This is a genomic window from Halarcobacter sp. (assembly GCF_963675975.1).
Lineage (GTDB): Bacteria > Campylobacterota > Campylobacteria > Campylobacterales > Arcobacteraceae > Halarcobacter.
The window spans coordinates 2397786-2421465 of sequence record NZ_OY780939.1; the positions used below are offsets into that span (position 1 = coordinate 2397786).

A 23680-nucleotide genomic window follows, 5' to 3' on the forward strand; every position below is an offset into this window, starting at 1 on the left:
GATAGACCCTTATTTTAATAGTTTTGCTATTCTTCCTTGAAGTTTTAACCATTGTCTGTGTTCAAACAAAGGGAAACCAGCCCACTGCTTTTTAGGAGTTGTGATTGATTTTGTAACCCCTCCTCTAGCAGCTATTGTTGTAAATGGAGCAATTTCAAGATGACCTGCAGTTGCACTTTGTCCACCCATTATTACATATTCATGTAAAGTAGTTGAACCTGATAAACCAACTTGACCAGTAAGAATTGAACCTGTTCCAATTTTACAGTTATGTGCGATATGGATTAAGTTATCTAATCTAACACCATCAGATATTATTGTAGATTTAAAAACTGCTCTATCTATTGATGTATTAGAACCAATCTCTACATCATTTCCAATAACAACATTTCCATTTTGATAAATCTTTATATATTTTCCATCTTTAGTATTTGCAAAACCAAAACCATCACTACCAATAACAGTTCCAGAATGAATAATACAATCATTACCAACAATACAATCTCTGTAGATAGATACATTTGGATGTAAAATAGTATTATCACCTATTGTTACGTTATCCCCTATAAATACACCTGGCATAATCTTACAATTAGACCCAATTTTACTATTTTTACCTAAATATACATTTGGCATAATAATTGTATTAGAACCTACAATACAATCATCTCCTTGCTCTTCAATAATCTTAGGAGCAAAAAGTTTTGATGCATATGCTAAATTAAGATAAGGCTCTTCACATACTAAAGCAATTGAAGTTTTAGGTACTTTTGAAGCAAACTCTTTTTTAACTAAAACAGCTGCTGCTTTTGTGTTTTCTAAATCATTTATATATTTTTTGTTTTCTAAAAAAGTTAATTCATTTTCATTTGAGTCAAGTAGAGTGTTTAAGCCAGTTATTTCAACTTCACTTGAAGAGTCTAAATTTAAAACCTTTACTATTTCATTAAGTTTCAATTTATATATCCTTATAAAGACAAAAAGATAAGATTACTCTTATCTTTCCATCGCTACTACACCACTTTTTACTACTTCAAGTGGTTTAAATTTGCTCATAATATTTGTAAAATTTGCTATTCTACTTGGAGCATCTGTTGCTGAAATGACAATTGCATCATCTGTAACATTTTGGATATGTCCATTATATGCCCTTGCAATTACATCAATATCACTAAGAGGTTGATCAATTGGTATTTTAATCAATACTGTCTCTTTTTCTATTACATTTTGATGTTCGTTTACTTTTAATACAGGTATTAACTTATTCAATTGTTTAACAATTTGATCAATAATTCTTTTATCACCAGTTGTAACTATAGTCATTCTTGAATAATCACTTCCAGAAATTGGCGCAACAGTTAAAGAGTCAATATTGTATCCTCTAGCAGAAAATAAACCTACAATTCTTGATAATACGTTATGTTCATTTATCACAATTACAGAGATAACCTGTCTTGTAATTTCAGTATCATAATAGTGGTTAAAATTATTCATTGCTATCTCCTATAAGTGTCATTTCATTTAATGCGTGTCCATTTGGTACCATCGGTAATACGATTTCATCTCTTGAAACAACAACATCAATCATTGCTGGTTTTTTCTTCTCAATTGCATCTTTTAATGCTTCATCAAACTCTTTTTTAGTTGTAACTCTATATCCAACACCACCAAAAGCTTCAACAAGCATTTTAAAATCTGGTTGCATAGAAAGGTCAGTTTCTGATAATCTATTTTCATAAAATAGTGTTTGCCACTGTCTTACCATACCTAAATAGTTGTTATTTAAAATAATATTAATTACTGGTAAGTCAGCTTCAACACAAGTCATTAACTCTTGGATGTTCATTAAAATTGAACCATCTCCAGTGAAGTTGATAGAAACTTTATCTTTATTTCCTCTAGCAACTCCCATAGCTCCTGGAAGTCCAAATCCCATAGTTCCTAAACCACCTGAAGTATTAAACTGTCTTGGGTAAGAAAATGGATAAAATTGTGCTGTCCACATTTGGTGCTGACCAACATCTGTAGAGATAATAGCTTTTTCTCCTAGTGTTTGCCCTACTCTTTCAATAACCCATTGTGGTTTGATTGTAGAATCTGAATCGTTATACCTTAAAGGCTCTTTTTCTCTATAATCTTTAAGTAAAGAAACCCAATTTGTAAAATCGTTAAATTCCATATCTTTTGCAGCTTCAAGCATACCCTCAACAGTAACTTTTAAGTCTCCAACAATTGGATAGTTTGTATGTACAAGCTTCGCAATTGACGTTGGGTCAATATCAATATGAACTACTTTTGCTTTTTTTGCAAATTCATCTAATCTTCCTGTAACCCTATCATCAAATCTAGCACCTAAAGAGATAATACAATCAGTATCATGAGCTGCCATATTTGCAGCAAACTCTCCATGCATACCTAACATACCAATTAGCAATGGATGTTCACTACCCATTACACCTCTTGCCATTAAAGTTTCAACTACAGGGATGTTTGTTAATTCTGCTAATTCTCTTATTTCATAAGAACAGTTAGCTAAAATTGCTCCACCACCTACATATAAAATTGGTTTTTTTGACTTTGAAATAGCAGTCATTGCTTTTTTCAATTGTCTTTTGTTGTAGTTAACCGTTGGCTTATATGTTGGTAAATTAACCTCTTTAGGATATTTAAACTCTGCTAGTTCAGCTGTAATATCTTTTGGTATATCAACATGGACAGGTCCTGGTCTCCCAGTACTTGCTATATGAAATGCCTCTTTTATAATTCTTGGTAAATCCTTGATATTATTTACTAAATAATTGTGTTTAGTACAAGGTCTTGAGATACCTACTGCATCAATTTCCTGAAAACCATCTGTTCCTATAATTGCTGTTGGAACCTGACCAGAGATCACTACTAATGGAATTGAATCCATGTATGCATCTGCTAAACCTGTAACTGCGTTTGTAAATCCTGGACCAGAAGTAACTATAGCAACACCAACTTTTCCAGTTGATTTTGCATAACCTTCTGCAGCATGAATTGCAGCTTGTTCATGTCTAGTTAATATATGTTGAAAAAACCCTTGTTTATAAATTTCATCGTAGACATTCATAATAGCGCCACCAGGGTATCCAAATACTACTTCAACCCCTTCCTCTCTTAATGATTCAGTAACCATTTTTGCGCCACTTATTTTCATTGTCTCTCCTATTATAAATTAGTCAGAGATTATACTAAAAATGTTATTAATACTATCTTTAATCACATAGATAAGGGATTTTAAGTTTATTTTAAATTAATGATTTGTTTTGTAGAATGTATAGAATTTCAAAAGGAATAGTATGGATGTAAATAGTATAGAAAACAGTCTGGTTTCATTAAACAATACACCTCAAAAGATTAATAAAAAAGCAGATACATCCGCTGTTTACAATGAAAATGAGGATTCTTTTTCACTTTATATAAAAGATTATAATAGAAAAAGAGATGAATTATCCTCTTCTTTACAAGCTTTTAATGAAGGAATAGCAATTACAAAAATCGCAAAAAGAGGTTTAGAAAAAGAACAAAACTCTTTAAAAGATATTGAAATTTCTTTATCACTAAATAATGAATATAATGACAAAAATAATATAAAAAAAGCTATTTTGGAAGAACTTCAAAACTTTAAAGATATTGCTTTTGAAACAAAATACAAAAGAGAAAAACTAATTGCAGTTGATGATTTTGATGAAAACTTAAGAATAGAAATTTTCACCAAAGAATCTTACTTTTCAATTGAAAAACCAAATACCCCAATTATCGCATCTTTGGTAACTCAAAGTATAAATAAAAGTGATTTAAATAATCAAACAAGTCTTGATGGAGTAATAATTTCTGTAGAAAAATCTATAAAAGAGTTAAAAAATATAGAAGCTCAATTTGATGAGTTACACAATAACTTAGTCCAAAGTGCTAAAAAATCTATTCAAGATCAAATAGATTTAACAAATCAAAATAAAAGAAAAAAAAGTATAGATTTTACAGAAGAAGTTAATGATTTTTCAAAAGATAAAGTTAAAGCCAACTCTGGATATTTGGTAACTTCTCAAGCAAATATAGTACAAGATCAAAGTGTTAATTTATTGTCTTAAACTATTTTGTAAACAATAGTTTACAGCTACACCTTCTCTTAATCCATCATCTAACACAATAGATTCATTTTTTTGTAAAACCTCAAAAATAGCTCTATAAATATATATTCCAACTTCAATAAATTCAACTCTACCTTTACCAACAAGTTTTGTTATAGTATCTTCATCACTATTTTCAAAGATTTTTAAACAATCTTTTAAATCATCTAAATTTACAATTGTTCCATTTACCTTATCTTTATCATAATGAAAAAAATCTTGTCCTAATTTAACAGCAGCAATAGTTGTTGGAGTTCCAGCTGTTGCTACAAAAGTATAAGTATTTAAATCAAAATTTAATGAAGCAAGAAAATTATTTATTTCTATCTTATATTCATCTAATTGTTTTAATAAATCAATTTTAGAAAGATATTTTTGAGTTAAAGTTACAATTCCAAAATTAAAACTTTTAGAATAAAAACTATCATCTTTGTTTACAATAATCTCAGTTGAACCACCACCAATATCCAGTAATACAAAATTAGATGAACTTATTTTTTCTCTTTTTAAAGCATATTTAACAGCTAAAAGTGTTAATCTAGCTTCCTCTTCTCCATCTATTATTTTAAACTCAACACCAATCTCTTTTTTAAAATATGATAAAACTTCTTTATTATTTTTTGCCATTCGCATTGCTGCAGTTGTAACACAAATAGCATCTTTTGGTGAGTATTTTAATTTTTCTATTGATTTTCTTAAAGCTTTTATAACTCTTTCTTGAGCTTCTTTAGAGATAAGGCCACTTGTATTAAGTCCATCTGCCATACCTACAACTTCATTGTATTCATCAATTATTTTATGATTTTTACAATCATAAATTAAAACTCTAAAAGAGTTAGAGCCTAAATCTATAGTAGTTATTTTATCCATTAATTATGGATGCTTTATTTTTAATTTTGAATTTAATAAATACCCTATTACAATCATAGATATTAAAACAATGTTTTCATTTATAATACCAGTAAGCCAAATAAGATAAACAACCCATAGAAGAATAGCTCCAAGCGGAGTTGGAACACCTGTAAAATATTTTTCAACTGAACCCTCTTGGGCATTTATATTAAACTGAATTAATCTTCTTAATCCAGAAATTACATAATAAATAAATGCGAATGCAACTAAAGGTGTAAAAAGCATTAACTCTTTCCCATCAATTACCGCAAAAAATATAAACATACTTGGAACAATAACAAATGATAAAAAGTCTGCAAAAGAATCTAACTGAATACCAAATTCAGTCGATAAATTATATTTTCTAGCTATTTTTCCATCAACGATATCAAATCCACCCGCTAGCCATGCAAATAATGCACTTGCTAAAAAATTATCATGTGTTAAATAATATATTGCCATCATCCCAGCAGCAATATTAAAAAATGTAGCCAAATTAGCTAAATTAAAGTGACTACTTTTATTAAATAAAAACATCTATTTTACCTCTTCATTATAAATTCTATATTGATTTCTTCCATTCTCTTTTGATCTGTAAAGAGACTCATCTGCCATTTTATACAGCTTATTACATGAGATGTAAGAATTTGCTTCATATATTACTGCTCCAATAGAGATAGTAACTACATTTGAGATTTTACTATTTTTATGCTCAATATTTAATGATTCTATATTTTTATTTACATCTGCCAAGCAATCTTTTAAAATATCTTCATCAATATCAAATAGTATTACACCAAACTCTTCTCCACCTAACCTAAAAACATATTCATACTCTCTATTAAAATAGTTTTTAAGTGTACTAGCAACACTTTTTAGAGTCAAGTCTCCCATATCATGGCCATAAGTATCATTGTATTGTTTAAAAAAGTCAATATCCAAAATCACAAAAGCACTTTTCCAATTGTTTGCATTGGAAATAAATGGCATATTATCAAATATTTTATCAAAATACTTTCTATTGTATAGTTTTGTCATACCATCTGTTATTGATTCTAATTTATATTTTTTTGTAAGAATTTTAAGTTGATTATCTTTTTTTATAATTGAGTAGATAATAAAAGCAATAAATAAAAAAGATATAAATACAAGAATAATCATATTATAGAAAAGATAGTCTTTCATAGATGTGTATTCTTCTAAAAACTCTCTTCTTTTTTTGTATGCTACTTTTTTTTCATGCTCTTTTAAAAAATTGATTTTTTCTATCATTAAATTATATGTGGAAAGCTTAGTTTTAAAAGTTAGTGAACTTAAAATATCTTTATTAATTTTATCTACTACTTTTCTTTCTTCATCTGCTTTATATGAATTATTATAATAATCCCATTCTTTTTTAATATTTTTGAAATAAGGGGTTCTATTACATTTTTTATGGGTTTTCATACAAACAATTAAATCACTAAATAAATCATCTAAGGTATGTAGCTTTAAAACTGGAATATAATTACCAAAATATATATAATCAATTCTTTTTTTTAGTTTATCAATTTGGGAATTAAACATAAAAGCTGATGTAAATAAAGATAAAAGGATTATAACAGTTAATACACCTAATTTAAAACTTAAACTTTTGTAGAACTCTTTTTTCATGGATGTCATTATAGCTAAAAAACTAATAAATTTTATTATGAATAGCTTAACCTATGATAAATTTTATTTTAGATATAATCGCGACTTTATAATATAAGGATTAGGTTTGTTAAATATTAAAAATACATTTATTGGAAAATCCATAAAAAGTGATGTACTTTCAGGAATAGTTGTAGCAGTTGCACTTGTGCCTGAAGCTATTGCTTTTTCTATTATTGCAGGAGTTTCACCACTTGTTGGATTATATACAGCATTTATTTTAGGTTTAATAACTGCTTTAATTGGTGGTAAAGCAGGAATGATTAGTGGTGCAACAGGAGCAATTGCTGTTGTTTTAGTTGGACTAGGAGTAGATGTAAAAGAGTCTTTAAGTCCTGAAATGTTAGCACAACTAACACAAAATGGTGAACTTGCAAATTATATATTACAATATATTTTATTAGCCACAATTCTTGCAGGTATTATTCAAATCACTATTGGTGCATTTAGACTAGGAAAACTAATCAGACTTGTACCACAACCAGCAATGTATGGATTTGTAAATGGTCTTGCAATAGTTATTGCTATGGCTCAATTTCCACTTTTTAAAGGGGAAAATTGGGTTATGTATGTTTTAGTATTAGCAACTATGATTATAGTTAAATTTTTCCCTAAAATATCAACTGCAATTCCATCTGGATTAGTTGCTATTGTAGTAATTTCATCTGTAGTAATAGGATTTGATTTAGATACAAAAAGAGTTGGTGATTTAGCTGATATTTCAGGAAGTCTTCCAAGTTTTGCAATTCCAACACTACACTTAAATTTAGAATCAATTTTAATAGTATTACCATATGCAGTATTAGTTTCACTTGTTGGACTTATTGAATCTTTATTAACCCTATCAGTTTTAGATGAAATGGGTGGTAAAAGAGGTAGTGGAAACCAAGAGTGTATAGCACAAGGAACAGGAAATATCGTTTGTGGTTTCTTTGGTGGTATGGCTGGATGTGCTATGATTGGTCAATCTATAATTAACTTCTCAAATGGTGGTTGGGGAAGATTGTCTGGTGTTACAGCAGCAGTTTTATTAATCTCATTTGTTGTATCTTTATCTTCATATATTGCACTTATTCCTGTAGCTGTTTTAGTTGGTATTATGTTTATGGTTTCAATTGGTACTTTTGAATGGGAAAGTGGAAACAGAATAAGATATATGCCAAACTCTGATAAATTTGTATTAGTTGCAGTTACAGTTATTACTATTTTTGCAGACTTAGCTATTGCAGTTATTACAGGTATTATTATATCCGCTTTAGTATTTGCGTGGAAACACTCAAAAGTTAGAGCTAGAACAAAAAGAGAAAATGAAAACACAAAAGTTTATCAATTTGATGGACCCCTATTTTTTGGTTCAACCACATCATTTTTTGAACTGTTTGATATAAAACATGACCCAGAAAATATAGTATTAGACTTTAGAGATGCAAGAGTTATGGATATTTCAGGGGTAGAAGCTATTGATACAATAACAAAAAAATATGCAGATGCAGGTAAGAAATTGGTTATTAGATACTTAAGTGAAGATTGTAAAAAAATACTTAAGGATGCAGGTCCATTTTGTACATATGAAGAGGATGACCCTCGATATAAAGTAGCTATTGACTATTAATACTTTTCTTTACTTTTGCTTTAAAAGATGATAGAATTATCAAAAGGTTAAAAGAATGGAAGCTTTAAATACAACTCAATCAGCATCATCAATATATATGCAACTTGCTCAAAAAAGAGCAGAATTAGCAAGTGTTGATAAAAAAGAGCTTGAAAAATCAACTCAAGATTCTTATGATAAAACAGCTTCTTCATCTAAATATGATGAAAAAGACTATGAAAGAGTTATTGAAAAATTTAAAAACTTAGATTCTGAAACAAAAGCTCATGAACAGTTGCATGCCTCAAGGGCTGCAACTACTACCCCAATTAATTATAATTATCAAGTGGGTCCGGATGGAAAACTTTATGCTACAGGAGGTTCAGTTAGATTTGATACCTCTATACCTGATGATGAAGCTAGTGCAAATTTAAAATTACAACAGCTTCAAGATGCTGCAAGTGGTCCAAGTGAGTTAAGTAGTGCTGATGCTCAAATAGCAAGAACAGCAAACCTAAATAGACTTCTTTTACAAAGTCAAGAACAAGGAGTTGAAAATGACAGTTAATAATAACTTATCAAGTATGCTTTCTATACAAATGGAAGTAAACCAAATGGCTCAAAATGTTGCACAAGTAGCAAATGCAGTAGCAGATCCAGAATTTCAACAAGCTGCAGGTGATATAATAGATTCACTTGTACAACAAACTCCTGCAACAATTGCATATAGTGCTAATGCTCAAGGGATTATAACTCAGCAAGCAGTAATGGATACAGTATTAGATATAAAGGCATAAAATGTCAAAAATAAATGTAGTATGTCCACATTGCTTAAAAATAAACTCTATCCCTAAAAAAGATACTTATAAAGTTGCAAATTGTGGTAGCTGTAAAAATTCTTTGTTAGATACAACACCTATTGAACTTGATAATTCATCTTTTGATCATGTTATCGTAAATTCAGATATACCAGTTATTGTTGATTTTTGGGCACCTTGGTGTGGTCCTTGTAAAATGATGGCACCAATATTTAATGAAGTATCACAAAAATACCCTCTAAAAGCATTATTTGTAAAAGTAAATACAGAAGAGCAACAAGAATTAGGGGCTAAATATGGTATTCGTTCAATACCTACATTAATAGTTTATAAAGAAAGTAAAGAGGTAAAAAGAGTTAGTGGGGCACTTGACCCACTAAAACTATCTGAATTAGTTAATTCAAATTTATAAAAAGTAGCTTTTAAAATCTATAAGCTACTTTTAGTCCAATAAAATCTAAACCTGAATTATCATCATCAAGATTTGCATTTGAGTAATGATTATATTTTAATGTTGCATCAAAACTGTCATTAAATTTATATCCAAAACCTACGCTTTCTTTAAACTGAAAATTCATACCAAATTGTTTATGATCCAAATGTTCTTTACTAAAATACGCAACACCTAATCCAGCTTCAAAATAAAAATTGTCAGTAATATCAATTTTTGCTAATGGCTGTGTACTAATAATAGCTAAATCGTCAAGTTTACCATCAACATATTCTGTTGTAACTTCTAAGCTCAGATCTGCGATATCAAAAAGCTTATAATCAAAATCTTTTACCAAAGATAAACCATAAATATCTGTACTATCTTTATATCCATATTCTAGTGACACTCTATCAAAAGAACATGCATAACTAGTTAGCATAACTAAAATAAGAAGTATCTTCTTCATCCAATTCTCCATATGTGTATAATAAAATATATTATCCAAAAATCAATTAATAGTTAGTAAAAGTTATATTATATATACAAATAATTGTATTTTTTATTTGCCTTTGTTACTTTTAGTTAAAAATTTATAAAGTTCATTTATTTGTGATTCATTAAATACTAAAATATCGTTTTCTAATAATAATTTTGCAGTTAAACCTTGACCTTCTACCAGATTACTAGAGAATGTACCATCATATATTTTTTCATTTCCACACGATGGTGAATTAGATTTCAATAAAGCAACTTTAATATTCTCACTTAAACATAAATCTAAAGTATTTTTAGCACCCATAAGAAAATTAATTGTTACATCATCATTATTTTCATTTTTTACTATGAATGGTTTTTTTGTAGAAATTATTTCAGCAGGAGGTCTAGGCGTTGGAAGTCCCCCTGAAACCTCAGGGCAAAAAGAGTATATTTCATTTTCACAAAGTATATCCATAAACTTTTCTTTTTCTGAAAAAGTAAAAGAATTAGTGTATGCTATTGATGAGTTTCCTCCATCATACCTTACATCTTCACCAAGAAGACAAGAAGAGATTAATATTTTCATACTAATCTCTATCTAAAAATTCTTTTGTAAAAAAAGTAGATGTTTGAACATTATTAAATGCCGCTTTCATTGAAATAAACATTTGAGGATTATCTTCTTCCATTTTAGCTAATAACTCTTTTGTTTTTTCTCTTGCATATGGCATTTTAATATCAAATCTCATTGCAGGACATGCTTCATCACCAATAACTGAAATCTCGTTAGTTTGGGCAAAAGCTCGTAGTTGTCTCTCTCTGCAGAAAATCAATGGTCTAATTACTTCTAAGCCATTTTCAGCTTTATATATTGGAGGCATTGATCTTAGTGCTCCATTGTAAAGAAAATTCATGAAAAAAGACTCCATTGCATCATCTAAATGATGACCTAATGCTAGTTTGTTGTAACCTTGCTCTTGTGCTGTTGAATAAAGGTACCCTCTTCTCATTCTTGAAAAGAAAGAACAAAAAGATGAATTTTTTCTAATCTTTTCTCCTGCTAATTCAAATATTTCAGTATCTACTATCTCATGTTCAATTCCATGTTCTTCACAATGTTTTGCAAGAAATTCAACTTGCTCACCCATCCCATAAGTTACTGTTACAGCTTTAAATTCAAAATTAAATGGAGCAACTCTTTTTAAGTGATTTAGAGCATGGATTAGAGTTGTAGAATCTTTACCACCAGAAAATCCTACTAAAACTCTATCCCCCTCTTTTATTAATTCATATTCAGCATTTGTTTTACCAACTAATTTAGATATTTTTTTACTTAATTCTACCAAAACTATTTTTCCTATTTTTGTATATATTTTCGCGATTATATCATATTTTTTACATATTTTCATTAAACAATTTTTTCATTAAAAAAGAAAATAATTAAATTTTAAAATAATTTTTTTATTAAATTAACTAGCTTTTTAGATAAATTCTATATAATTGCAATTCACTAAATTTAAAAAAAGAATTATATATGACACAAGAAGAGATCAAAGAATTTAAAAAAACAATTGAAAGAACTATTTTACCAATAGTTAAAAATATGCCAGAAGACCAAATCAAAGAGATCATCGCACTTGTAGAGAGAGAACACCCAGAACTTCCAAAAGGTTATGGGTATATGCTATATGAGCAAATTCTTATTATGAAATATAATAAATAAGTTTAAATACCTATTTGGTTTTTTACAATATCTACTAACTTATTAATAATCAAATCTGATGTTTCACAAGCTTTTTCTTCATTTGATTCTAAAATTGCATCTATTAAGTTCATATGAATTTTAGCAGAATCTTCTAAGTCATCAACCCCTTTAAAATAGTACCAAAATCTTCTGCTTCTAATATGTAAAGGTGCTGTAGCATTTGCTGCATAAGAGTTTTTTGCTGATTCAAAAATAGCTTGATCTAAGAGTTTATCTACTCTTAAATATTCATCTACATCTTTTTCATCTACAGCTATTTGCATATGCTTTTTAAACTCTAATATTTTATTTTTTTCAAAAGTTGTTGCATATTTTGTTGCTCTTGTTATTAAAAGTCTATCTAATACTTTTCTTGTTTCTAATATTGCCAATTGATTTGTCATATTGATATCTGAGATTTGTACTCCACGTCTTGGAATAATTGTAATCAAAGATTCATTGGCTAATTTTAATAATGCTTCCCTTAGTGGAGTTCTACTAATATCAGATAATGCCATAAGCTCTTTTTCTGAATATGTTTTTCCTGGTTCAAGTTTGAGTGTCACAAGTAGCTCTTCTAAAATTTTATAAGCTTTTGATGATAAATTATTTTCTGGCATTATTATTCCTTTATCTTAATAAAATTTAATCTATTAAGAATCTATATTTCCTCTATATAGGCTATTCCAGTAAATATAACTATTACTGCACTTAAAATCGATTTTTTCTTTTTCTATAATTTTTACATCAAATTTTATGTTTATATAATTAATAATTTTATCATAATTATCCTTATCAAAACTAAGGCTCATAAAATCATTACTATTCATTAATTTTTCTTTTTTCTTTCTGTTTTGAGATAAATACTAAAAAAATACCAATGATAATAATAGTTCCAATAATAATAAATCTAAAAGTTAATTGTTCATTAAAAACAAATATACTTAATATAGATGTTAAAAGTGGAACTAATAATAAAAAAGGAGAAATAAAACTTATATCTTCAATTTTTAATAAATAAGCCCAAATTCCATGACCTAAAATACTTCCTGCAATAACAACATAAAAGAAAGAATAATATGTTATGTGGTTTTGGATATTACTTAGAATACTAAAACTTTGATTATCATACAACATAAATAGATACATCATAGGAATACCTAAAAATGATGTCCATGCGATTATTGCTATACTTTTTACCTTTTTTATTTTCTTAACAAAAATAAAATAAAGACCTAAAAACAATGCTGAAAAAATAGCTAGTATAAAGGACTTTCTACTTTCCAATAAATTTGGGTCATACAATAAAAAGACAATTCCTACAAAGGCTATTAGCAAACCTAAAATACGAAGTTTTGATGGAGTATCTTTAAATATAATCCAAGATAAAAGTATTGAAAAAGGTATAGAAAGTTGTATAAGCAAGGATATACCCCCTAAACTTTTAGTACTTTGAATAGATAAAAAAAATAAAACAAAATGCCCTGGTACAATAAATAACGTTGCAATAACTAAGTAAATAAAATCTTTAAAATTTGGTAATTTCATCATAAAAGGAAAAAGTAAAATTGAAATAACTATGAATCTTAGAGTCAAAGCTGTAAAAGGCTCAATCTCTTTTAATAAAATAGCTATAAATATAAAATTTCCTGCCCAAAGTAAAATTACAAAAAGAATTAGTGATAAAACATATAGTTTTTTATTCATTATAAACCTTTATACACTAACCTCTTTTTATAAAATTTAGTGTAATACTTTTGATAAGAACTGTTGAGTTCTCTCTTTTTGAGGATTTCCAATCACCTGCTCTGGTGTTCCTATCTCCTCTATTAATCCTTTGTGGAAAAATGCTATTCTATCTGATACTTCTCTTGCAAATGCAATTTCGTGAGTTACACATATCATAGTCATACCTTCATCTCTTAAAAGCCTAAGAGTATCTAAAACCTCTCCAACTAATTCAGGGTCAAGAGCTGATGTAATCTCATCAAACAACATATATTCAGCTTTCATTGCAAGTGCTCTTGCTATTGCAAGTCTTTGTTGTTGCCCACCAGACATTCTTGTTGGATATTCATCTAGTTTTGTTCTAAGCCCTACTCTTTCAAGTTGATCTTTTGCAACATAATGTGCTTCTTCATAAGACATTCCTAAAACTTTCATAGGAGCTAACATTACATTTTCAAGAACAGTTAAATGGGGGAAAGAGTTCCATTGTTGAAAAACCATACCAATTTTTTGTCTTAGTTTATTTTTATCTGTTTTTTTATCATGAACAGATATTCCATCAACTAAAATCTCACCACCTTGGATATTTTCAATTGCATTTATACAATAAAGCATAGTGGATTTACCTGAACCTGAACCACCAATTACAGAAAGTACTTCACCTTTTTGTACATTTAAATCAATCCCTTTTAAAACTTCTAAATCACCAAATGATTTATGTACACCTTTTAATTCTATCATACTTTTAACTTCCTTTCTAAATTTGCTGCATATAATGAAATTGGATATGAGATAATAAAATAAAATATTCCAACACCAATCAATAACAATAATGCTTCTTGTGTTTTTGAAATCATCTCTTGAGTTGATCTTAACAACTCCATATATCCTATGACTGAAACTAATGCTGAATCTTTAATAACAGATAAAACAATATTAATCCAAGCAGGAAATACTGTTCTTAAACCTAAAGGGAAAACTATATAAATATAATCTTGCCAAAAAGTCATTCCTAAAGACCTAGCAGCTCTTCTTGTTGTACTTGGAACAGAATCAATTCCTGCTCTAGCAACTTCAGTAACAAAACCTGAAGTATAAGCAGATAAAACAATTGCTCCTACCCAGAACACTGAGATGTCAATCTCTAAAACACCCATTAATGAATAAAATAAAATAAATTGAATAATTAATGGAACAGATTTTAAAATATCTAAAAACCCATCTAATATAAAATTTACATACATATTTGAATTACTTTTTATAAAACCAAAAACAAGACCAAAAAAAGTCCCTATAGTAATTGAAACTACTGAAATCATAATTGTTCTAATTAAACCATCTAAAATAAAACTCAAATCATATACAGTAATAGTAGATAATCTAACTGCATCAATAAATTCATAGGCTAAATATAATCCAACCAATGAATAAATAAGCTTTTTTATTTGTTGATTACTCATTATATATCCCCTTTAAATAACTTATATCCAACTAATCGTGAACCAAGAAGAATAATTTTTGCCATAACAAAATACATTCCAGCAGTTACTAAATAAAACTCAAAAGTTCTAAAAGATAAAGACTGCAATTGGTCTGTTTTACCTGTAAGTTCCAACATTCCTACAAGTGTTCCCAAAGATGTCATTAACAATGCCCAAATCATTTGGTTTGTAATTGGATGATAAACCTTTCTTAAAACCTGAGGTACAATTATGTATCTATATGCTTGAAACTTAGTCATACCTAAAGACCTTGAAGCTGACATTTGAGTTGTTGCAATAGAAGCAAAACCACCTCTTAATGTTTCAGCTAAATATCCCGCATTATTAAATGTTAAAGCAGCTAATACAGCAACATAAGGACTTAAATGAATACCAAAACTACCTAATCCAAAATAGGCCATATATATTTGAAAAAGTGCTGGAGTATTTCTAGCTAATTCAATCCATAAAACACTGGGTGTTCTTAAAAACTCATTATCAGAATCTTTCCCTAAAGATAAAAATATCCCTATAACTAGACCTAAAATCATAGAAATAATTGCTACTTGAAGTGTTACAAGAGCTGCACTCAACATTTCTGGAAAAACATTCCAAACTGTAATCCAATGAAAACTATATTCAAAATCAAACATTATCAATCCTTACATTGATGTATTATTCAGAAGCAAAGCTTCCGAATAATTAATAGTAAATTCCATTGACAGTTAAGTCTCTAAGTGGCGAAGTACCAAAATATTGTTTATTTAACTCTTCATATCTTCCTGTTCTTACTTGTTGGTGTACAAAAAGATTTAAATAGTTAATAAATCCATACTCGTCTCTTTTTGTAATAATTGATACATAATCGTTATAGTTAGGGATAAATGGTCCTGCTTCATAATCTTTAAATTTTTCTAATTTTAATAATTCAGTAATTGTTGTATCACTAGAGATAATTACATCAGCTTTACCTTGTAATAAAGCTAAGTGTGCATCGTTTTCTGATTTAGATGAAAAGTAGTTTGCTTTATCAAATCCAAGTTTTTCTGCATTTTTCAAAAATTCTGTTTCAGAAACTGTACTTAAAGCTGCACTTACTTTTTTACCTTTTATATCTTCAAAAGTTTTGATTCCAGAACCTTTTTTTATCATTGCTTGTTGTTTAAATACAAAATATGGTATTGTAAAACCAACTGATTGAGCTCTTTCTAAAGTATCAGAAGTTGAACCAATAACAACATCAACTTTTCCTGAAGTAATAGCTGGAACTCTTTGTGCAAATGACATAGATTTTAATTCTAATTTAACACCTAAAGCATTTGCTAAATCACTACAATAATCAACATCAAATCCAGCTGGTTTGTTTTTTGCATCTCTATAACCCATTGGTGGGAAATCTAAAACAACACCACATCTTAATTTACCTTTTTCAAGTACCTTATCTAATAAATCTGCATTTGCACTTGCCCCAAGTGCTAAAACTGAAGTAGCTACAAGAGCCAATTTTTTAACTAATTTCATAATAATCTTCCTTTTTTTATTTTGATTTTAAAGCTTTCTTCTTTTTGCATACATGTACTATACTTTTTATTACAGTACCCTCCTTAATCAAAATCTATAAAGATTCATTTTCTCAATATCTATTTCTGGTTTTTCTTCATTTACCAATGATGTTACAATTTTTCCTGTTGATGGTCCTAAAGATATTCCAATCATTGCATGTCCTGTAGCTATAATTAAGTTTGAAAACTCTTTACTTCTACCAATATAAGGAATACCATCAGGAGAACAAGGTCTTAAACCTGCCCATAAATCTTCCATATCACTTTTTTGTATATTTGAATTGTTTATATAATTATTTGAAGCGTTTCTAATATTGTTAACTCTTCTATCAACAATAGTTTTGTCCTCACCACAAATCATCATAGTACCAGCAAATCTTACATAAGAATCATATGGTGTAATTGCAACTTTCTCTTCAGCTAAAATCATAGGTGTAGAAAAATTTAAAGCATCATTTTTCTTAACTATAAAAGAGAAGCCTTTTCCACCTTGCATAGGAATATTCAATTTAAATTTTTTAGCTATATTTGCAGTAAAAACTCCTGTTGCAAAGATATACTCATCAGCAACATACTTAGTACCTGCATCATCAACTAAAGAATCTATTTTTGAACCTGAAAGGTTTATATCTTCGATTTTGCAATCCTCTTTAAATACAACCCCTTCACTTTCTAAATAGTTTTTAATAGCAATAATTAAATCATAAGGTTGAACTCTTCCGTCATCTTCATAATATGCTGCACCTAAAACATCAAAAGATGCATTTGGTTCTAACTTTTTGATATCCTCTTTATTTAATATCTTTCCTTTTAGCCCCAGTTCATTTGCTTCTTTTATAAGATGTTCCTCTTCTAAAAGAGTTTTTTCCTCTTTACACATCATTAAAAGACCTGTGTTTTTATAATCAAAGTCAAAATCTTCATTTCCAAGAAGCTCTTTATATAAAGCTGTACTATAAAGACTAATATCTCTTAAAAAATATTTATTATTTTCAACATGCTTTTTTGTACAAAAAGAGTTAAATCTAAAAATCCATTTAACTAAATCTAAATCAAATCTAGGTTTTAGAAAAAATGGAGAGTTAGGGTTTAACATCCATTTTAAACCTTTTTTTAATACCCCAGGATTTGCTAATGCTTCAAAGTGGCTTGGTACTATTAAACCTGCATTTCCATATGAGCATTCAACTCCAATTTTATTTGATTCTAAAACTGTAACCTTATGTCCGCTTTTATGTAGAAAATAAGCAGAAAATAGTCCACTTATTCCCCCTCCAACTATTGCTATTTCTTTCATTTTATATCACCTGAAAACCATGTGCATATGGATCATCATCGTCAATTGTAATAGTATTTAAGCCAGTGATTTTTGCCCAACCTTCAATAGATGGAACAATTGCTTTATAATCAGCTAACTGAACTTCTTTTTCTATTCTTCCTATAAATTTTGACCCAATAATACTTTCATGAATAAATTCATCACCTTTTTTTAACATCCCTCTTGAGTACCATTGAGCCATTCTCGCACTAGTTCCTGTTCCACAAGGAGATCTATCAATTGCTTTATCTCCATAAAAAACTGCATTTCTAGCTGTTGAATCATCATCAATAGTTTTTCCTGTCCATTCAATATGAGATAATCCACAAATTGTCTCATTTTGAGGATGAACAAATGTATATTTTTCATTTAACTTATCTCTTAACTCTTTACTCATTGAGATAAGTTCGCTTGCTGTATAGTTTTCCATGCCTGCAAAGTTTTCTTGAGGCTCAACGATTGCATAAAAGTTACCACCATATGCGACATCAACAGTTAACTTTCCTAATACTGATGATTCAACTTCAAGGTTTGTAGAGTGTAAAAAAGATGGAATATTTACAATTTTTACTGATTTAACTCTATCTTTTTCATCTCTTGTATAAGTTGCTACAACTAACCCAGCTGGTGTTTCAATTCTTAATTCACCCTCTTTTTTAGGTGTTACAATCTCTTTTTCTATTAGAACAGTAACTGTTCCTATTGTTCCATGTCCACACATTGGTAGGCATCCACTTGTTTCTATAAAAAGTATAGATACGTCATACTCATCACTACTTGGTTGAAAAACTATTGAACCACTCATCATATCGTGACCTCTTGGTTCAAACATCAAACCTTTTCTAATCCAATCAAACTCTTTTAAAAAGTGTTGTCTTTTTTCGCTCATATTTGCACCCTTAAGTAAAGGTGCTCCCCCACAAACTACTCTTACTGGATTTCCACAAGTGTGTGCATCTACACAAAAAAATGTTTTACAAGACATTTCTAACTCCTAGTTACTTTCTCATATACTAATCTTGCTGCGGCTAAATCTTCCAATCCATGCCCCACTGATTTAAAAAGAGTTATTTGAGAATCGTTTACTCTTCCCTCTTTTGCCCCTCTTGTTAAATCAAACAAATCAGCTTTAAAATTTTTTTCGAATATTATCTTATTTTCTAACGGAATTTTTATTTCACCTGATTCTTTTTTAGCCATGTTTGTATCTATAAAAATATCAACGCTTTTTATAAACTCATCATCAGCTTCTCTCATATCAGGTTTATAAGCTCCAACTAAATCAAAATGTTGCCCCTCTTTTATGTATTTTCCAAAAATCAAAGGGTTTTGACTTAAAGTTGCACAAGAAACGATATCAACTTTTGAAATCTTATCTTCAATATTTTCTATAACCTGAATATTGTATTCAGGTAAAGAATCTGCTACTTTTTGGGCTTTGTTTTTATCTCTACCCCAAATATAAATCTCTTTTAGATCTCTAACACAGCTGTGAGCTTTTATAAGTTCGCTACTTAATGCTCCTGTTCCTATCATCAACATAGACTTTGAATCTTCTCTTGATAAATAAGAACTTGCTAGTGCTGAAGCTGCTGCTGTTCTTTTTGAAGTTAAAGGTTTTCCATCAATAATTGCTTGAAGGTCACCTTTATGCCCATCAAAAAGTATATAAATACCATTTATTGCTGGTAATTTATATTTTGCATTATTAGGACTTACTGTTAAGATTTTTGTTCCTACACTAACTCCTTCTTGCCATGCTGGCATTAAAAGTAGTGTAGAATCAATACCCTCTTGAGGGTTTTTAAAATCAAAATGTAATCTTGAAGGAACATTTATCTCATTGATAAATGCATCATTTAAAGCTTCAATTAACGATGGATAATCCAAAGCTTTAATTACATCTTCTTTTTCAATAAATCTCATAGTGATTCTCTTGTATACTTATCATTTACTATTCTTAGAATCTCTAAAGGATTTTCATCTTTAAGTTCTTCTGGAAGTAATGAGTTTGGACAATCTTGGAAACAAACCGGTCTAACAAATCTTCTAATAGCTCCTGTACCAACTGATGTAAATCTTGAATCAGTAGCAGCAGGGAAAGGACCTCCATGTTGCATAGAGTGACAAACTTCAACTCCAGTTGGAACTCCATTGAAAAGAATTCTTCCACATCTATTTTCTAAAGAAAATATCTGTTTTTTAAACTCTAGCATATCAGGCTCTTCACCCATAACTGTTGCAGTTAATTGCCCCTCTAAAGATTCAATTACTAAGTCAAGTTCATCTTTACTTTCACACTCAACTACTAAAGAGTATGGTCCAAATATCTCTTCATGAAATTTTGGATTAGAAATAAATGTTTTTGCAGTTACACAAGCAACTGTTGGTCTACCCTCAGCTCTAGTGTTTTTAAGTTTTGATTCACCTAATAACTCAATATCATTTTGAGATAAAGTTTCCTCTCTTGATTTTTCAAAAGCTTGTTGAATTGAGCTTGATAACATTGTTGAAGGTGTGATTTGTGCTATATTTTCTGATAATTTTGATTTAAACTTTTCAGAGTTTTCATCTTTAACTAAAAGTATTAGTCCTGGGTTTGTACAAAACTGTCCAACACCAACAGTAATTGAGCCTGCATAAAGTTCTGCCATATTTTCTGCATCTTTTAGAGCAGATGGTAAAAATAAACAAGGATTTATACTTCCCATTTCAGCAAATACTGGAATTGGAGTTTTTCTTTGATTAGCAAGTTCAAATAGTTTCATACCACCTTGTGTTGAACCTGTAAATCCAACTGCTTTTACTACTTCATGTAGTACAATTTGTTGACCAACAGTTCTTCCACCACCATGAACCATAGAAAAAGTACCATCTGGCATATTACATTTTTTAACTGCTTCTATAATAGCAGTTGCAATAAGCTCTGATGTTCCACTATGTGAAGAGTGAGCTTTTACAATCACTGGACACCCAGCAGCTAAAGCTGAAGCTGTATCTCCACCTGCACAAGCAAAAGCTAAAGGGAAGTTACTAGCTTCAAATACTGAAACAACTCCAATAGGTCTTAACATCTTTCTTAAATCATTTCTAGGAAGTGGTTTTCTATCTGGAAGAGCTTCATCAATTGTTGCTTCAACCCAAGAACCCTCTTTTAAAAGATTTGCAAACATTTTAAGTTGCCCTACTGTTCTACCTCTCTCACCTTCAATTCTTGGTCTAGGTAGATTTGATTCAGCTATAGTTCTTACTATAAGCTCATCTCCTAGATTCATAATTTCATCAGCTATAGTTTCTAAAAACTCAGCTCTTTGAGCTTGAGTTTTTTCTTTGTATTCAAAAAAAGCTAAATTTGCTTTTTCTAAAGCTTCATCAACCTCTTCTTTTGTAGCATGGTAAAATACTCCCTCTAATGGTTCGTTAGAGTGAATATCATATATTTTGCTACTTTTATCACCATTTGCTGATAATATATTTCCTATAAAGTTTTTACCATGTAAACTCATTTTTATCCTTTTTTATAATGCTGTTATTAAATTTTTTTTATATTATTAATAAGGATTAATCTAATAAACCTAAGCTTTCAATTCTTTCTTTTGCTAGAATATATCTTGCTTGTACATCTTCAATTTGCTCTTTAGTTAATTTCTTACCAAGAGTACGAAGTCCTCCTTCAAGATCATTATGATGAAGTCCCATTGCAAACTTAAGGTATTCCATAAGAAGTGGCTGACCATCAAGATATGAAATAGAGTTCATAGCCTGAGAAACTTTTAGAGCCTCATCCCATTCTCCTTTTAAAACATACTCCTGCATAGTTATACTAGCTTTTGGGAATATAGTACCTACACCTGTAATTCCACCGCATGCACCAGCAAGACCAGCATATACAGTTACAGTGTCAACACCTGCTAAGATTTTTAAATCTTTGTTTACTAATAACAGTGTTTCAATAATAGACACATCTATTGTAGATATTTTAAGAGCTGCTACTTCAGGTAGAGCTGCTAGTTTAATAAGAGTTTTTGTTGAGATGGCATGATAACCAGCTGCATCAGGGTTATTATAAGGCATTATTGTTACTCCTGCTTCTTTTGCAGCTGTTGCAGCAAGAGCATAGTAAGCATACATATCTTCATCGTTAGGTGTTTCTTTAGTTTTTGGAGGCATAACCATAACAGTATCTACTCCAACTTTTGCTAATCCTGTAATGATTTTGGCAATCTCTTCCTTAGTTTCTGCCGAAGCTCCACTGATTAAAGGAACATTGTTTTCCTTAGCAACTTCAGAAAGTGATTCAAGTAAAGAAAGTCTTTGCTCATTACTTAAATAACTATTTTCACCTAAAGTACCAGAAGCAACAAGTCCACCCATTTTGCTTCCACCTATTCCTTGAGCTTTTAAAACATATTCAGCCTGTCTTTTTGTTTCTTCAAAGTCAATTTCAAGGGCACCTGACTCTGACTCTTTAAACCATGTAAATACGGCTGGCATAACTGTATAAAGCCAATCTGTACTAGTTGTTTTCATCATATTACCTTTTGTCAAATAAATTATTTGACATATCCTTTTCATCTTTTTTTATTTTTATATCAGCAATAATATTTCACTAAAATACTATTGATATATCAGAAGTATATCAGATATATATCAACAGAATTATTAAATAAAACTTAATTTAAATAAAAAGTTGTATATAAATTAAACAGAATTAATACTTAAGTATTTAAGTGTTTGTGTTTATAGGGATAAGAGATTTAATATAGATTTATTTTTAGAATATTATCTTCTTCAAATAGATCTATTCCTAATGTTTTGTAGTACTCTTTGATTAAGCAAGCTAGGTTATTGTAGATATTTAAATTTATAAATCCATTTGGATAAAGATGATGTATTGAATTTAATTCGTATGTTAAATTTATAAAGGTTTCTATAAAATCTGTTTTTTCTAATTCTAAGGCAAGAAAACAATCTAATTGATTTAGATTTATATTTAATCCATTTAAATACCCTATTAAATATGATGCACTTTTTAATACAGATTCGACCTGTTTTATGCTTAATTGAATTAGATCTTCCCTTGAATTATTTATTTTGTAAGCTGTAATTTGTGTTTTTATATCTTTTAATTTATCTACTTTATATAATAAACTTTTTGCAAAGTTAATAGGATACTCTGTTTGTATTGCACTACTAGAAGATATATAATTAGCAATATATTCACTCCAGCAAACTTCAGCAATTGGATAAGTAATAGAGTTTACACCTATATACTTTTGATCTTTTATAATATTTTTAAAAGCATCAATTTTTTTATTATTATCATGTATATGTGCAAATTCATGATGTAAAATATGAAATAGTCTCTGATATTCTATTTCATTTTTATTCTTTAAATATCTTTTTATCAGTGATGTTTTTACTACTAGGTAAAATTCATAATCATATTCTGATTCTAATGTTAATACAGCAGCATAAATATCATTTGAAAGTTCAAATCTATTTTTTGAGTTATTATTTAACAAAAAAGAGATATCTCTTTTATAATTTGAACTAACTATTATATTTGTTACTCTTCGCATATCTAAAAAGCTAAGTTTTTTTATTATATGGTTTATTAATTCTAATGCCCTATTTGACTCTATTATTGATAAACCATTAATTTCTAAATTAATCTCTTTCATAATTTTGCCTTTATATAGAAATTATAAAACAGTTTTATTTTACAAGATTAATGAAGCAATATTATTAGATTTTTTTAAGCTCTATTATAGGTTATTCTTATAATATA

At 29.0% G+C, this 23680-nt stretch carries 27 protein-coding genes; 6 read left to right on the forward strand and 21 right to left on the reverse strand.

The features are described 5' to 3' along the window. Window positions 1-9 precede the first annotated feature (9 nt). From lpxD to ACKU3H_RS11755, 3 genes are read right to left on the reverse strand one after another with little or no spacing between them, the layout of a single operon-like run. The gene (gene lpxD / locus ACKU3H_RS11745; RefSeq protein WP_320034050.1) at window positions 10-957 is read right to left on the reverse strand and encodes a UDP-3-O-(3-hydroxymyristoyl)glucosamine N-acyltransferase; all 948 of its coding nucleotides are present in this window, start codon (window positions 955-957) and stop codon (window positions 10-12) included. A gap of 39 nt (window positions 958-996) precedes the next feature. Continuing rightward, entirely contained in the window at window positions 997-1494 is a 498-nt protein-coding gene (ilvN, locus tag ACKU3H_RS11750) for an acetolactate synthase small subunit (RefSeq protein ID WP_320034051.1), read from the reverse strand. Then, window positions 1487-3181: an acetolactate synthase large subunit gene (locus ACKU3H_RS11755; RefSeq protein ID WP_320034052.1), complete on the reverse strand. Its 1695-nt coding sequence runs from the start codon at window positions 3179-3181 to the stop codon at window positions 1487-1489. Before ACKU3H_RS11755 ends, ilvN begins: the two co-directional genes overlap by 8 nt. Before the next feature lie 142 nt (window positions 3182-3323). Between ACKU3H_RS11755 and ACKU3H_RS11760 the strand changes: the two genes are divergently transcribed. Then, window positions 3324-4115 (forward strand): flagellin, encoded by a 792-nt coding sequence (locus ACKU3H_RS11760; RefSeq protein ID WP_320034053.1) that lies wholly within the window; start codon window positions 3324-3326, stop codon window positions 4113-4115. Here ACKU3H_RS11760 and ACKU3H_RS11765 read toward each other — a convergent pair. Genes ACKU3H_RS11765 through ACKU3H_RS11775 form a run of 3 tightly spaced genes read right to left on the reverse strand, consistent with a single transcriptional unit; the run spans window position 4104 to window position 6698 of the window. Next, window positions 4104-5024 carry an exopolyphosphatase gene (locus ACKU3H_RS11765; protein WP_320034054.1) on the reverse strand — a complete coding sequence of 307 codons (921 nt, stop codon included), beginning with the start codon at window positions 5022-5024 and terminating at the stop codon, window positions 4104-4106. The two genes, ACKU3H_RS11760 and ACKU3H_RS11765, sit on opposite strands and share 12 nt — an antisense overlap. Before the next feature lie 3 nt (window positions 5025-5027). Beyond that, the gene (locus tag ACKU3H_RS11770; RefSeq protein ID WP_320034055.1) at window positions 5028-5582 is read right to left on the reverse strand and encodes a CDP-alcohol phosphatidyltransferase family protein; all 555 of its coding nucleotides are present in this window, start codon (window positions 5580-5582) and stop codon (window positions 5028-5030) included. Then, window positions 5583-6698 carry a GGDEF domain-containing protein gene (locus ACKU3H_RS11775; RefSeq protein ID WP_320034056.1) on the reverse strand — a complete coding sequence of 372 codons (1116 nt, stop codon included), beginning with the start codon at window positions 6696-6698 and terminating at the stop codon, window positions 5583-5585. Between the two features lie 106 nt (window positions 6699-6804). Here ACKU3H_RS11775 and ACKU3H_RS11780 point away from each other — a divergent pair, with 106 nt between their 5' ends. The 4 genes from ACKU3H_RS11780 to trxC are packed head-to-tail and all read left to right on the forward strand — an operon-like array spanning window position 6805 to window position 9558. After that, window positions 6805-8349, forward strand: a complete 1545-nt coding sequence (locus ACKU3H_RS11780; RefSeq protein ID WP_320034057.1) for a SulP family inorganic anion transporter — start codon at window positions 6805-6807, stop codon at window positions 8347-8349. Between the two features lie 55 nt (window positions 8350-8404). Continuing rightward, on the forward strand, window positions 8405-8896 hold the full coding sequence (locus tag ACKU3H_RS11785) for a putative metalloprotease CJM1_0395 family protein (RefSeq protein WP_320034058.1): 492 nt from the start codon (window positions 8405-8407) through the stop codon (window positions 8894-8896). After that, window positions 8886-9125: a hypothetical protein gene (locus ACKU3H_RS11790; RefSeq protein WP_320034059.1), complete on the forward strand. Its 240-nt coding sequence runs from the start codon at window positions 8886-8888 to the stop codon at window positions 9123-9125. The genes ACKU3H_RS11785 and ACKU3H_RS11790 overlap by 11 nt, the downstream gene beginning before the upstream one ends. A gap of 1 nt (window position 9126) precedes the next feature. Next, the gene (gene trxC / locus ACKU3H_RS11795; protein WP_320034060.1) at window positions 9127-9558 is read left to right on the forward strand and encodes a thioredoxin TrxC; all 432 of its coding nucleotides are present in this window, start codon (window positions 9127-9129) and stop codon (window positions 9556-9558) included. 10 nt (window positions 9559-9568) lie between these two features. On the opposite strand, the gene ACKU3H_RS11800 is transcribed toward trxC, so the two are convergent. From ACKU3H_RS11800 to ACKU3H_RS11810, 3 genes are all read right to left on the reverse strand, one after another. Further along, on the reverse strand, window positions 9569-10045 hold the full coding sequence (locus ACKU3H_RS11800; protein WP_320034061.1) for an acyloxyacyl hydrolase: 477 nt from the start codon (window positions 10043-10045) through the stop codon (window positions 9569-9571). A 93-nt stretch (window positions 10046-10138) separates the two neighbouring features. After that, window positions 10139-10642, reverse strand: a complete 504-nt coding sequence (locus ACKU3H_RS11805) for a DUF523 domain-containing protein (protein ID WP_320034062.1) — start codon at window positions 10640-10642, stop codon at window positions 10139-10141. Window position 10643: 1 nt separating this feature from the next. Beyond that, window positions 10644-11402 carry an ATP-binding protein gene (locus tag ACKU3H_RS11810; RefSeq protein ID WP_320034063.1) on the reverse strand — a complete coding sequence of 253 codons (759 nt, stop codon included), beginning with the start codon at window positions 11400-11402 and terminating at the stop codon, window positions 10644-10646. 188 nt (window positions 11403-11590) lie between these two features. Between ACKU3H_RS11810 and ACKU3H_RS11815 the strand changes: the two genes are divergently transcribed. Continuing rightward, a complete protein-coding gene (locus ACKU3H_RS11815; RefSeq protein WP_320034064.1) occupies window positions 11591-11779 on the forward strand; it encodes a hypothetical protein in 189 nt (62 codons plus the stop codon). Between the two features lie 2 nt (window positions 11780-11781). Here ACKU3H_RS11815 and ACKU3H_RS11820 read toward each other — a convergent pair whose 3' ends face one another. The 12 genes from ACKU3H_RS11820 to ACKU3H_RS11875 form a co-directional block, all read right to left on the reverse strand. Beyond that, window positions 11782-12420 (reverse strand): GntR family transcriptional regulator, encoded by a 639-nt coding sequence (locus ACKU3H_RS11820; RefSeq protein WP_320034065.1) that lies wholly within the window; start codon window positions 12418-12420, stop codon window positions 11782-11784. Window positions 12421-12622: 202 nt separating this feature from the next. After that, on the reverse strand, window positions 12623-13507 hold the full coding sequence (locus ACKU3H_RS11825; protein WP_320034066.1) for a DMT family transporter: 885 nt from the start codon (window positions 13505-13507) through the stop codon (window positions 12623-12625). Between the two features lie 36 nt (window positions 13508-13543). After that, window positions 13544-14269: an amino acid ABC transporter ATP-binding protein gene (locus ACKU3H_RS11830; protein WP_320034067.1), complete on the reverse strand. Its 726-nt coding sequence runs from the start codon at window positions 14267-14269 to the stop codon at window positions 13544-13546. Beyond that, the gene (locus ACKU3H_RS11835; RefSeq protein ID WP_320034068.1) at window positions 14266-14988 is read right to left on the reverse strand and encodes an amino acid ABC transporter permease; all 723 of its coding nucleotides are present in this window, start codon (window positions 14986-14988) and stop codon (window positions 14266-14268) included. The genes ACKU3H_RS11830 and ACKU3H_RS11835 overlap by 4 nt, the downstream gene beginning before the upstream one ends. Further along, window positions 14988-15662 (reverse strand): amino acid ABC transporter permease, encoded by a 675-nt coding sequence (locus ACKU3H_RS11840; protein ID WP_320034069.1) that lies wholly within the window; start codon window positions 15660-15662, stop codon window positions 14988-14990. Before ACKU3H_RS11840 ends, ACKU3H_RS11835 begins: the two co-directional genes overlap by 1 nt. A 49-nt stretch (window positions 15663-15711) precedes the next feature. Next, window positions 15712-16530 (reverse strand): transporter substrate-binding domain-containing protein, encoded by an 819-nt coding sequence (locus ACKU3H_RS11845; RefSeq protein ID WP_320034070.1) that lies wholly within the window; start codon window positions 16528-16530, stop codon window positions 15712-15714. 87 nt (window positions 16531-16617) lie between these two features. Then, window positions 16618-17868 carry an FAD-dependent oxidoreductase gene (locus ACKU3H_RS11850; protein ID WP_320034071.1) on the reverse strand — a complete coding sequence of 417 codons (1251 nt, stop codon included), beginning with the start codon at window positions 17866-17868 and terminating at the stop codon, window positions 16618-16620. A gap of 1 nt (window position 17869) precedes the next feature. Next, window positions 17870-18874: a 4-hydroxyproline epimerase gene (locus tag ACKU3H_RS11855; RefSeq protein WP_320034072.1), complete on the reverse strand. Its 1005-nt coding sequence runs from the start codon at window positions 18872-18874 to the stop codon at window positions 17870-17872. Window positions 18875-18876: 2 nt separating this feature from the next. Beyond that, entirely contained in the window at window positions 18877-19815 is a 939-nt protein-coding gene (locus tag ACKU3H_RS11860) for an ornithine cyclodeaminase family protein (RefSeq protein WP_320034073.1), read from the reverse strand. Then, window positions 19812-21395, reverse strand: a complete 1584-nt coding sequence (locus ACKU3H_RS11865; RefSeq protein WP_320034074.1) for an aldehyde dehydrogenase (NADP(+)) — start codon at window positions 21393-21395, stop codon at window positions 19812-19814. Before ACKU3H_RS11865 ends, ACKU3H_RS11860 begins: the two co-directional genes overlap by 4 nt. 55 nt (window positions 21396-21450) lie before the next feature. Next, a complete protein-coding gene (locus ACKU3H_RS11870) occupies window positions 21451-22419 on the reverse strand; it encodes a dihydrodipicolinate synthase family protein (RefSeq protein ID WP_320034075.1) in 969 nt (322 codons plus the stop codon). Between the two features lie 227 nt (window positions 22420-22646). Beyond that, window positions 22647-23573 carry a hypothetical protein gene (locus ACKU3H_RS11875; protein ID WP_320034076.1) on the reverse strand — a complete coding sequence of 309 codons (927 nt, stop codon included), beginning with the start codon at window positions 23571-23573 and terminating at the stop codon, window positions 22647-22649. Window positions 23574-23680 lie beyond the last annotated feature (107 nt).